Source organism: Klebsiella sp. CN_Kp091 (assembly GCF_040065095.1).
GTDB lineage: Bacteria > Pseudomonadota > Gammaproteobacteria > Enterobacterales > Enterobacteriaceae > Klebsiella > Klebsiella aerogenes.
The window spans coordinates 114,572-126,745 of sequence record NZ_JBEAIO010000049.1 but is presented as its reverse complement, the minus strand read 5'-3'; the positions used below and the strand labels follow the sequence as shown (position 1 = coordinate 126,745).

Below are 12,174 nucleotides of genomic sequence, written 5' to 3'. Positions count from 1 at the left end.
GATTACGCCCTCTCCCCATTAATTGATACCGGCGGGAAGGGATAGCGTTCGCCTCGTTCAACCCAGTCCATAAAGTCGGCGCGCGCGCCGGGAAAATTAATCAGCGTCCAGCCGACCATGCCTTTATTGCCGCCATGGATAGGGTCGCTGAAGAAGCCTTCGCGGGTGTTTTGCAACAGATAGGAGAAAAACAGCGAGGCCGGCAGCTGTTTGAACTGCGCCTTGCCGGATTCCCACAGACCGAGCGCCTCATCCTGCTGTTCGCCGCTCAGTTCAGCAAAGCTCTTGTGATACTGGTTTTGACACCACTCTTCGGCATCGGCGATACCGAGGTTATAAATCTGCTTTGGTACCAGCGGCAGCTGGTAGCCCATCTCTTTCGGCACGTCGGGGTTAAATGGCCCCTGCATATACCAGATGGAACCGGTGGCATAAGGGGTGTTGAGCTGACGGTCGATAAACTCCGGCACACCGGCCTCTTTAGCACCTGGACCGAGTTCATCGGCTGGGATTAAGCGAGCGACGGCGGCGTTGATAAACAGCCACTCACGATCGTTGAAGAATTGCGGCTTCCAGTCGCTGGATGCGGCGTTGCCACCGGCAGAGGGTGCGGAAGCCGCCTGCGCCGTGGCGCTCGTCGCCACGCCAATGGCGCCCACGCTACCGCCGCCGATGACGACCGTTGGAATCAAGGCCATTGATTTTACTAAAAAATCACGCCTCGAATTGTTGGTTTTCTCGCTCGACATAATCACATTCCTGTCAATTAAATTACTGTTTTGACGCTTACAAGCCCAGCAAATCTCGCTCTGGTACCGATACCATTCAGCGATTACGCAACAGACCCTCTGGCTCTGGCCAATAAGACGTACAATAAATCGCCAATAGCGATAAGATTTATAGGGTTATCGTTTGGATATTAGACGATTCTCAACGCAACGCGGGAAAATGGCGCAAATATTCACCGGGTTGTCACGATAAGATCGGGCATTTAATAACCTGAGTGCGGTAAGTCATGCGGAAATTTCGCGCCTTTGGTTTTACCAAAGCGCCAATAAAGGGTGATATGTATCACATTTGTTATTTTTTGTTTATGGTACATGGCAGATTAAGCACCTGTAAATACTCGCTTAATGAATAATTAAACAATTCGAGCTGTTAAATTAGTTAATCACCGTTGTTAATTAAATCGATACTGGTTCCCTTATCAATTTAACGACACGGTGATGTCGTACAGATATTCCCAACCACAAGGAGAATTTATGTTCGATCATGTCAAATTTGGCGTCAGTGATTATGCCGCGAGCAAGGCATTCTTTTTACAGGCGCTGGCGCCGCTCGGCGTGACGCTGGCAGGCGAAGGCGAGCCAGCTTACGGCGCGGAGTTAGCCGGAGCGAACGACGCCTCTTTATGCCTCTATCAAAGCGAAGATAAACCCGCGCCGCTGCATATCGCCTTTTGCGCCGACAGCCGCGAGCAGGTTGATGCCTTCTGGCACGCGGCGCTGGCCGCCGGAGGCAAGGATAACGGGGCGCCGGGATTACGACCTAATTACCACGCCAATTACTACGCCGCCTTTGTCATTGCGCCAGATGGACACAATATCGAAGCGGTGTGTCATCTGGCGCCCTAAGCAAAGTTTATCGCTGCGGGAAAATCCACACATCATCCGCGGGCAGCGTCAGATGACAATGTTCGGCATCACGCAGGGCCGTGCCGTAGGCGCGGATAGCAAAGTCATCGCCCTCGGTACGGAACAGATATTCCCACCGATCGCCGAGGTACATGCTGGTCAGCAGCGGAAGTTCCAGGCTGTTGTCCTGCGGCGAGCAGTCAAGGCGCAGCCGTTCGACGCGGATCACCGCCGTCGCCGGCTGACCGATGCTGACCCCCTCGCCCGCGCGCCCCCATAGCGCCCAACTGGCGCCTTCAACCCGCGCTCGCCCATTCTCCAGCGCCGTCACCTTACCGTGCAGGCGGTTATTGCTGCCCATAAACTCGGCGGCGAACAGGGTGGCTGGGTTACCGTACATCTCCTGCGGCGTCCCCTGCTGTTCAATCACGCCGTTGTTAAGCAGCAAAATGCGATCGGAAATCGCCATCGCTTCATTCTGATCGTGGGTGACCATCAGCGCCGACAGGCCCAGCTTGATAATGAGCTCGCGCAGGAATACCCGCGCCTCTTCACGCAGCTTGGCGTCGAGGTTGGATAGCGGCTCATCCAGCAGAATAACCGGCGGGTTATAGACCAGCGCCCGTCCTATCGCCACACGCTGTTGCTGGCCGCCGGAAAGCTGATGCGGGTGCCGGTTGCCCAGATGTCCCAGACCTAACTGATCAAGTACGCTCTGCACCCGCTGTTTAATCTCGCCGCTGGCCACTTTACGCAGTTTCAGCGGATAGGCCACGTTGTCGAATACCGTTTTATGCGGCCACAGGGCGTAGGACTGGAACACCAGCCCGAGATTACGCTCTTCCGCCGGGATTTCGCTACGCGGACTACCGTCATAAACCACGCTATTGCCGATGCTGATCCGCCCGGCGGTCGGTTTCTCCAGCCCGGCGACCGCACGTAGCAGCGTGGTTTTCCCGCTACCTGAAGGGCCAAGCAGCGACACCACCTCCCCGCGTTTGAGCTCCATCGACACCCCTTTCAGCACCGGGTTGTCGCCATAGGTCAGATGCAAATTGTCTACCGATAACTCAATCATGTAATTTCACTCCAAAGCGCAGGGCGATACCCAGACCGACTACCACCAGCAGAATATTGATAAACGATAGCGCCGCGACGATATCAATGGCGCCCGCCGCCCACAACGAGACCAGCATCGACCCGATCGTTTCGGTGCCTGGCGACAACAAATAAACGCCGGTTGAATACTCGCGTTCAAAGATCAGGAACATCAGCAGCCAGGAACCGATTAGCCCGTAGCGCGCCAGCGGAATGGTGACGTGGCGGGTGATTTGTCCGCGAGAAGCGCCGGTACTGCGCGCGGCCTCCTCCAGCTCCGGCGCCACCTGCAGCAGCGTTGATGAGATAAGGCGCAGGCCGTAGGCCATCCACACCACCGTATAGGCCAACCAGACGCTGAAAATGGTGTTGCGCAGCGCGCGCAGTTGCACGATAAGGTGTTCGCGCAGCCAGTCGGCGACCGGCAGCGCCGAGAGCCAGCCATTTTTCAATGACTGATCGAGCCACATCGGCACAAACAGAAACACCCACAGAAACGCCAAACCGGCCAACAGGCCCGGCACCGCACGAGGTACCAGCACGCTGTAGTCGAGAAAGCGCGTGACGTTATCCGGTTTACGGTGCATGGCGATACCGACAAACAGATAGCACACCACCGCCAACGCGCCGCCGATAATCCCGATCGCCATCGAGTTGACGATCGCCCGCAGCAGATTCGGCTGCTGCCAGATGTTGCGGAAAGTCGCCAGCGACAGCTCATCCCATAGTGAAACGCCAACGCCCCAGTTGGAAATAAAGGCCCGTAGCGCCACACCCAGCAGCGGGACGCCAATGGTCACCGTCAGCCACGCCACCACGACCGCGCCCGCGACCCAACGCCATTTCCCCAGCGGCAAGGCGCGCGACTGCGACGCTTTACCTTTCATGGTCACGAAGCGGTTGGCGGTACGCATCAACCGGCGCTGCAACATCACCAGCGGAATGGTAATGCAGATTAACACCACCGCGACCGCCGCCATCAGATGGTAAGAGGGCGTTCCCAGTTTATTGGTCAACTTATAGAGATAGGTCGCCAGCACCATGTTGCCTTCCGGATCGCCGAGCACCAGCATCAGGCCGAAGACCTCCAGGCCGAGGAAGAACAGCAGCACGCAGGCGTAGAGAATGGACGGCCGTACCATCGGCAGGCTCACCGAGGTCATCACCTGCAGCGGCGTGGCGCCGACGGTACGCGCCGCCTCTTCCACATCCGAACCGACGCTACGTAGCGCCGAGGAGATATAAAGATAGGCGTGCGGAACGTGCGTTAAACCGGCTATTACCACGATGCTGAACATCGAGTAGATATTCCAGGGCACAAAACCCAGCCACGCCTGCGCCCACTGCGACAGGAAACCGACCGGCCCGGCGGCCACCACATAACCAAAGCCCAACACCATCGGCGAGACGAAAATCGGCACCAGGATCAGCGGCTCAATAAAGCGCCTGCCGGGTAAATCGGTACGTACCATTAAAAAGGCCAGAATTCCGCCCAGCGGAATCGCGATAATGACCAGACCAAAAGCGAGGATAAATCCAGAGCGTAAGGCCAGGTAAAAATCCGGGTCGGTAAAAATAAAACCGAAGGCTTCGAGGCTCCACTCTTTAGAGCGGGCAAAAAATGGTGCTGAAAGAAAACTTTGCGCCACGATAAATAATAGCGGAACGTAAATTACCAGTGCCGCTATCAATACCACCATGCCACGCGGTAGCCCTTGCCACTTTCTGCGTAAAATGTTCATCTTTAATTCCCCTGGCAAAGTGCAGAGATAAATTATCAAGAAGAGATAATGAGTACTTATTTACTGAATACTGATACGATCATTCCCCCGGATACGTTCCAGGGGAAGTTTCATAGGTAATTACTTTATTTCGCAGCAGCGGCACGCCATTGCTTAATAAATTCCAGACGCTGTTTGGGTTGCAGATATTGCAGCAGGCTTTCATCCACCGGAATCGGCTTCAGCGCATTGCCCAGTAATTTGGTCATCCCGTCGATATCATTTTTACCTTCAATGTCGTTGCGAATTGACGGGATATCGCCCTGAGAGGCAAGAATCGTTTGCCCTTTTTCCGACAGTACGTAGTCGAACCACAGTTTCGCCGCATTAGGGTGTCCTGCTTCCGCAGTAATAAATGAGACGCGGGACAGCACCAGCACGTAGTCTTTCGGATAGGCAATGCCTAATGACGGGTCGGTTTTAGCGCGCGCTTCGGCATAGGATCCCAGGATGTTATAGCCGATCAGGTTTTCACCGGAGGAGACGCGCTCCATCATGGTGCCGGTAGAAGATTGCACCGTCAGGCCGCCTTTGGCGATATTCGCCAGGTCGGCGAAGTAGTTGGCGTCAGCTTTGCTATCCTGCACCGCCAGCATAAAACCAAGCCCCGATTTCTCGATATCGTAGGTAGTGACTTTGCCTTTAAATTTATCAGCCTGCCCGGCGATAAGTTTGGCCAATGCGGTATGTGAATCCGGCACTTCATTTTGTGGGATCAGCCGTTTGTTATAGATAAAGACCACCGGCTCATAGGTTGTGCCGTAGGCTTTTTGCTGCCAGACCGCCCATTTCGGCAGCTTGCCAACTTCCGGTGAAGCGTACTCTTGCGCATAATCGGTGGCTAATTTCAGCGCCGTGTCCATGGAAGAGCTCCACACCACGTCGCCGCTCCCGCCGCCGGCGGCTTGTTCACTAATATAACGGTTGTACAGCTCGGTGCTGTTCATATCGTTATATTCAACTTTAATCCCAGGATATTGCGCTTCAAAGCCTTTAATTAACGGCCCTGCCGCTTTGGTGTCCGTTGTGGAATAAACCACGACTTTACCCTCTTTCACCCCGGCATCAACGACTTTTTGATAATCTGCCGGGTAGCCCTGCGGCACCTCCGCCAGCGCGGAGTACGAGAAGACTGTCGTCAGTGAAACCACTAAACCACCGATTTTATTATACATAAAATCAACCCCTAAGCATCAATAATTAAACACAAATTTAACATATAGTGCTACAACACCCTCTGCAACGCTGCGGGTGGGGTTTTTATGGCTTTTGTGACAGTGGTGTAGTTTAAAAAGTAGTGTTTATGGAGTTTATTCAGCGAATAGTGAAAACAGCGAGCGAGGTCACAGATTAATGCTGCGTATTGAAGCCTGTTTATCCAGCGCCTATAGTCGGCCACTAACTGCGGGTCTCAGTCACGAGCCTATACAGTCATCATGGTAATTTCTTATAAATACATAAAGTTACTATGCGAAATTATTTTTAACGGCCAGCATTGTATTTTCTTGCTTTTGTGCCAGACTCATTTTAATCGACAATAACATTTTTATCTGCCGTATTTTTCGTTGACCGTTTTTCATAAATCACCTGATAGCAATTTGCGGCTATCAGTCTGTTGATGTTGAATATTTTAAGCGAGTGCAATTCCGTTTACTTTTAACAAGTCATCTATCTCTATTTAATCTGGAGCAAATCTTATGCCTATTATTGGTACACTTTATGTCGTCCAAAAAGAACATAAAACCCCGGTTGATATACACCTTGAAAATACTGAGGAAGGCGAATATGTCTATTATACGGCGGATGCCAGTATTGATGCGGATGGCGCCAATGGGCAAAACGGCTCTCCCGCTGCTTACCAAATAAATGACCATTTTAAGGAAATCGGCAGCGATCGTTTAGTTAGCCTTAATTTAAAAATAGATTCCAATGGTGTATTCCACAAAATAAACCCTACAAGTGGAGTTAATGCCATCTTAGAAAGCAATGGTCAACCAAAAATATTTCCGCAAGGAATTATTGCATCTAAAACATCATTACATTATCAACATATTTCATTAGATGACCCCAAAGCTTATATCGATGCAGCGACAGTTCTTTACATTGCCGTACCAAAGATAGTGATCGCGCAAACAAAAGGCACAGTGATTGGATGCCAGGCGAGAGTAACATGGAAAGATAAATCTATAAATTGCGTGGTTGCAGATAGTAGCGGCAATGGTATTGGTGAATTAAGTATTGCTGCAGCAGAGGCGCTAGGGGTAAGCGGAAATCCGCGACACGGAGGTATTGATGAAATCGCCGTCAGGTATGAAATTTGGCCCGGTAAAGCCACGCCGGGATTCCCGTTACTCCCCACCAAGCATCATTAACTATGAAATACTGGCTGTTGTCCGGGTTATCAATGCTTATCTCCTGCAGCTCACCACTCCCGGTTCCGGTTATTGATGCCGATAAAGAGTGTATTCAGAACGCTCGTACATGTCATAATTATGCCGATGGTCTGGATTCTTTTAAAAAGGTAGTTGGTGCATACAAAGCCTTCGCCATAAAATGGGAACACGTTGCCGATACCAAAAAGTTGGAATCGCAAACAGCAGATGAAATAACCTTTTACGGATTACTGGCCAGTGCTGTCGGACTAGCCACTAAATCCCCTGAGACGGTGATTGCTGGCGCGTCAGTGGGTGCGGCAGGTACCCTATACAGCAAGCGATACCGCCTTGAAGTGCAATCGCATAATTACGATTTGGCTTCTCAGGCGATGCAGTGTCTGTATATGGCAACATTGCCTTTCAAAGACCGTAAGTTTCCTGATAATCATGCCATTCGTAACGCAGCGCTGGACTCATTAACTAATGTCAGAGGGAAGTTAAGACAGTTGCAATATTCGATGGTACTCGGCACCCCCGATATTTCTGGCTTAATCGCCATTATTAACAACCCATATAAAATGCCAACTCCAGTGATTACAGGAAATAATGCAAATACTGTTTCTGATATGTCCCAAGCGGAAACCAACGAGCTATTCAACGAAATGAAAAAATGCGAAACCAAACTGAACTAGGATATAAACCAGGAGAACATCATTGATGTTCCCCTGTCATTTACCTTAGCTATATTATGAGTTTATTCTAATAATAGCTAAAAAAGGAGCATCATTCATGTTCAGCCCGCCATTACTTGTCAGATCATAGGTTGATGAAGCAACTGCATCGCTAACGTTTCCCCCTACGGCTAAAATCGTACCATTGTTAACCTCAATAACAATATCACTGTGAGAATCAAAATTATTATTATCGTCAACAAGAATGTTATTATAAAAGGAAATTGCACTATAGTAGGTTAATGGCTCATGATAGTTGCCATTCGCATCAGGCCGTCTTTTACAAATGATATCGCCTACTTGCACCGGGGTAAGTTCTGGATCTAACAATGAAAATTTTGGATATTTCCCCGCATAGATATAGGCGCAATATTCGGAATGATACGATTTTAGTGGAAAATCATGGCCAGTATAGCCTATCTGTTTTATACAAAAACAAATAAAAGCAGCCGACCATGCATAAGGGCTCGTTCCGTCCAAATCAGCACCTATAGATTGCCAGTATTGATGAACAATAGGCGAGAACTTAGCCTGTGACTCCAAATGTTGGGATTTTAAATTCGGCGTTCCTGGATAGGTTCCCCATCTGTCCCACTCATTAATAACAACCTGAGATAATTGCTGTGCAGAAAACGGCATAATAAACCTCTATATGATAAGGTAGAATATCATTAGTGTTAGTTTCCATGCTTTTAAGAAAATACTCTGAGCATATTTATTGGTATGCAGGCGAATGCCAGATGCGCATTTGATGCGTCACAGATATAACTCTAGATATAAAGCCTCAATAAATAAAGGCGGTATCGCTATTTACTATCTCCTATAAACAACACTTTACTAAGAAGATCGTATCCATATGATATATCGGTTATTTTTTACACGAACAAGTATACCGATTTATTATCTCTAAACCTAAATTCTACGGCTAGCTCCTTGATCTTCTGCGCCTTGCGGCGCAGCATGGAACGGCAAACGCAACAAAACAACAACATACATCGAGGAGACTATCCGTGCCTACAGGACATCGATTTCGCCCCACGGAGCTACACCACTTCGTCACTACCCTGTTCACGCAGCTGGGCAGTACGCCAACCGAAGCCGCTCTGGTCGCAGACCACCTGATCGCCGCCAACCTTGCCGGACACGATTCCCACGGCGTCGGCATGATCCCGAGTTACGTAAAATCCCATAGCGAAGGGTTTCTGCAACTTAACCGTCACGCCAGCGTGATGAAAGACGCCGGCGCCGTCGTCACCCTCGACGGCAACGCCGGTTTCGGCCAGGTCGTTGCCCATGAAGCCATGCAGTTGGGGATTGAAAAAGCCAAACAGCACGGCCTGGCCGCCGTGGCGCTGCGCAATGCTCACCATATCGGGCGCATCGGTTACTGGGCGGAACAGTGCGCCGCGCAGGGGTTAATATCCATTCATTTCGTCAGCGTCGTCGGCGACCCGATGGTGGCGCCATTTCGCGGCAAAGATAGCCGCTTCGGCACTAACCCGCTCTGCGTGGTCTTCCCGCGTGAAGGCCACCCGCCGCTGCTGCTCGATTACGCCACCAGCGCCATCGCTTTTGGCAAAACCCGCGTCGCATGGCATAAAGGCGAAGCGGTGCCTGCCGGCTCATTGATTGATTCTCGCGGCGAACCGACCACCGATCCGGCGGTGATGCAGACCTCGCCGCTTGGCGCCCTGCTCACCTTTGCCCAACACAAAGGCTATGCCCTGGCGACGCTGTGCGAGGTGCTCGGCGGCGCGGTCTCGGGCGGACAAACGACCCACCAGGATAGCCTGCAGGGCTGCGTCGACGCCATCTTCAACTGCATGACTACCATTATTCTCAGCCCGGAAGCCTTCGATGCGCCGCAGATGCAGCGCGAAACCGAGGCCTTTATCGACTGGTGTAAACAGTCGCCGCACGATGCCGATACGCCTATTCTGGCGCCGGGTGAGTGGGAAGCGGCCAATCGTCAGCAGCGGCTGGCAAACGGTATTCCGCTCGATGCCAGTAGCTGGCAGGCGATCTGCGCCGCCGCGCGCCAGGCCGGGATGTCGCAGGAGACGTTGAACCAATTGCAGCAGAACATGGAAGTCAACGCTTAACCTCAGCCCCCGCGGGGCGATCGTCAGCCACGGCGTCCCGCGTCATCGTCACTTGTGACGACGTCAGTGATTTTCCCGCGTCTTCATCACCTTCATCCCGCGTCATCAGCGCTATTTTCACTTTGGCACGCATTATGCAATCGAAGTGCATCGCACGACGTTCGACGTCGCGCGTTTGCTGACGGTAGCCTGCCGGGCCCGGCGCGCTATCGCCCTATCTTCACTGTTAACAGGTCTGTTACTGATGAATAAAATTACCAGCGTGTGCCCCTATTGCGGGGCGGGTTGTAAACTCAAATTGGTTGTCGAAAATGATAAAATCATTCGCGCCGAGGCCGCTGACGGCGTCACCAATCAAAACCAGCTATGCCTGAAAGGCTACTACGGCTGGGATTTCCTCAACGACACGCAGCTTCTCACGCCTCGCCTCAAGCAGCCGATGATTCGTTATCAGAAAGGCGGCCCGTTCACCCCGGTCAGCTGGGAAGAAGCGATTCGCTACACCGCCGCTAAGCTCCGCGAGATCAAGGCCAAATATGGCCCGCGCGCCATTATGACTACCGGATCGTCCCGCGGCACCGGTAATGAAACCAATTACGTGATGCAGAAATTCGCCCGTGCGGTACTCAATACCAATAACGTCGACTGCTGCGCCCGCGTTTGCCACGGGCCGTCGGTCGCCGGCCTACAGGCTTCTCTCGGCAATGGCGCGATGAGCAACTCGATAAGCGATATTGAGAACTCAAAATGTCTGCTGGTCTTTGGCTATAACTGCGCCGATTCTCACCCTATCGTGGCGAGACGGGTACTGAGAGCCCGCGACAACGGCGCGAAAATCATCGTCTGCGATCCGCGGCGCATTGAAACCGCCCGCATCGCCGACCAGCATCTGCAACTCAACAATGGCAGCAATATGGCGCTGGTCAACGCCTTCGCCTATGTCCTGCTGGAAGAAGATCTCTACAATCACGATTACGTTGAGCGTTATACCGAAGGGCTGGAGGCCTACCGCGAGGCGGTGAAAGACTACTCTCCCGAAGCTGTGGAAGCGCTGGTCGGCGTCCCCGCGCTGGCCATCCGGCGGGCGATGCGCACCTTCGCCGCCGCCCCTTCCGCCACCATTATGTGGGGAATGGGCGTAACCCAGTTCGGCCAGGCGGTTGATGTCGTCCGCGGTCTCGCCAGCCTCGCGCTGCTGACCGGCAACCTCGGACGGGCCAACGTCGGCGTCGGCCCGGTGCGCGGACAAAATAACGTCCAGGGCGCCTGCGACATGGGGGTGCTACCCAACCAGTTCCCGGGCTATCAGGACGTCACCGACGCCGCGGTGCGCGCCAAATTCGCCAATGCCTGGGGCATCGATCCGGCGCTAATGGATACGCAAATCGGCACCCGTATCACTGAAGTCCCGCATAAAGCGCTGGCGGGAGAAATCAAAGCCTACTACATCATGGGCGAGGATCCGCTGCAAACCGAGGCCGATCTGGGGCTGGTACGCAAAGGGATGGAAGCGCTGGATTTCGTGGTGGTGCAGGATATCTTTATGACTAAAACGGCGGAAGTGGCTGACGTACTGCTGCCGGCGACATCCTGGGGCGAGCACGGCGGCGTCTTTACCTGCGCCGACCGCGGCTTCCAGCGTTTTGAACAGGCTATTCCGCCCACAGGTAACGTGAAACGCGATTGGGAAATTATCAGCCTACTGGCCAGCGAGATGGGCTATCCAATGCATTACACCAGTAACCAGCAAATCTGGGATGAAATGCGCGAACTCTGCCCGCTGTTCTACGGCGTAACCTGGGAGAAAATGGGCGATATGGGCCACGTGCAGTGGCCGTGCCCGACGCTCGATCACCCCGGCACGCCGTGGTTGTATCAGGATAATCACTTTGATACCCCATCGGGCAAAGGGCAACTGTTCGCCGCGCCATGGCGCGCGCCGGCGGAAACGCCGGACGATGATTTCCCGCTGGTGCTCTGCACGGTGCGCGAAGTCGGCCATTACTCCTGCCGTTCAATGACCGGCAACTGCGCGGCGCTGCAGTCGCTGGCGGACGAACCGGGCCGGATCCAAATGCACCCTGCTGATGCCGAGCGGGCGGGTATCGCCGATCGTCAGCTGGTATGGGTGAGTTCGCGGCGCGGCAAAGTGATGACTCGCGCCGATCTCAGCGAGCGGATCAACCCCGGCGCGGTGTACATGACCTATCAGTGGTGGGTCGGCGCCTGTAATGAGCTTACCCAGGATAATCTGGATCCTATCTCGAAAACGCCGGAAACCAAGTACTGCGCGGTGAAGGTAGAGGCTATTGCCGACCAGGACTGGGCGGAACGGTACGCCTGGACGACCTATAGCCTGATGAAGGCGCGGTTAAAGGCGGCGGCAAACGCCTGAGGGTAAATTCAGGGAGAAGCTTAGCTTCTCCCTGGAATCTGACGTTGTCTGGATTGAC

Annotated in this window: 10 protein-coding genes; 5 read left to right on the top strand and 5 right to left on the bottom strand. The window is 53.0% G+C overall.

Annotation, left to right across the window (positions count from 1 at the left end):
• Positions 1 to 2: 2 nt before the first annotated feature.
• A complete protein-coding gene (locus ABLV17_RS21155; RefSeq protein WP_183269031.1) occupies positions 3 to 752 on the bottom strand; it encodes a gluconate 2-dehydrogenase subunit 3 family protein in 750 nt (249 codons plus the stop codon).
• A gap of 510 nt (positions 753 to 1,262) precedes the next feature.
• Here ABLV17_RS21155 and ABLV17_RS21150 point away from each other — a divergent pair.
• Positions 1,263 to 1,634 (top strand): VOC family protein, encoded by a 372-nt coding sequence (locus ABLV17_RS21150; RefSeq protein ID WP_020079032.1) that lies wholly within the window; start codon positions 1,263 to 1,265, stop codon positions 1,632 to 1,634.
• Positions 1,635 to 1,641: 7 nt separating this feature from the next.
• Here the strand turns inward: ABLV17_RS21150 and ABLV17_RS21145 are convergent, their stop codons facing one another.
• The 3 genes from ABLV17_RS21145 to ABLV17_RS21135 form a co-directional block, all read right to left on the bottom strand.
• Positions 1,642 to 2,712, bottom strand: coding sequence for an ABC transporter ATP-binding protein (locus ABLV17_RS21145; RefSeq protein ID WP_348854601.1), 1,071 nt, complete (start codon positions 2,710 to 2,712; stop codon positions 1,642 to 1,644).
• Positions 2,705 to 4,474, bottom strand: coding sequence for an iron ABC transporter permease (locus ABLV17_RS21140; protein ID WP_316424622.1), 1,770 nt, complete (start codon positions 4,472 to 4,474; stop codon positions 2,705 to 2,707). Before ABLV17_RS21140 ends, ABLV17_RS21145 begins: the two co-directional genes overlap by 8 nt.
• Positions 4,475 to 4,599: 125 nt before the next feature.
• Positions 4,600 to 5,688: an ABC transporter substrate-binding protein gene (locus ABLV17_RS21135; protein WP_348854599.1), complete on the bottom strand. Its 1,089-nt coding sequence runs from the start codon at positions 5,686 to 5,688 to the stop codon at positions 4,600 to 4,602.
• A 522-nt stretch (positions 5,689 to 6,210) separates the two neighbouring features.
• On the opposite strand from ABLV17_RS21135, the gene ABLV17_RS21130 reads away from it, so the two are divergent.
• Together ABLV17_RS21130 and ABLV17_RS21125 are read left to right on the top strand one after the other, a co-directional pair.
• Positions 6,211 to 6,885: a hypothetical protein gene (locus ABLV17_RS21130; protein WP_348854598.1), complete on the top strand. Its 675-nt coding sequence runs from the start codon at positions 6,211 to 6,213 to the stop codon at positions 6,883 to 6,885.
• Between the two features lie 2 nt (positions 6,886 to 6,887).
• On the top strand, positions 6,888 to 7,580 hold the full coding sequence (locus ABLV17_RS21125; protein WP_348854597.1) for a hypothetical protein: 693 nt from the start codon (positions 6,888 to 6,890) through the stop codon (positions 7,578 to 7,580).
• Between the two features lie 54 nt (positions 7,581 to 7,634).
• On the opposite strand, the gene ABLV17_RS21120 is transcribed toward ABLV17_RS21125, so the two are convergent.
• Entirely contained in the window at positions 7,635 to 8,258 is a 624-nt protein-coding gene (locus ABLV17_RS21120) for a DUF2272 domain-containing protein (protein ID WP_348854596.1), read from the bottom strand.
• A 371-nt stretch (positions 8,259 to 8,629) separates the two neighbouring features.
• On the opposite strand from ABLV17_RS21120, the gene ABLV17_RS21115 reads away from it, so the two are divergent.
• The gene (locus ABLV17_RS21115) at positions 8,630 to 9,721 is read left to right on the top strand and encodes a malate/lactate/ureidoglycolate dehydrogenase (protein WP_015705181.1); all 1,092 of its coding nucleotides are present in this window, start codon (positions 8,630 to 8,632) and stop codon (positions 9,719 to 9,721) included.
• A 244-nt stretch (positions 9,722 to 9,965) separates the two neighbouring features.
• Entirely contained in the window at positions 9,966 to 12,116 is a 2,151-nt protein-coding gene (gene fdhF, locus ABLV17_RS21110) for a formate dehydrogenase subunit alpha (protein WP_113375016.1), read from the top strand.
• Positions 12,117 to 12,174: the final 58 nt, after the last annotated feature.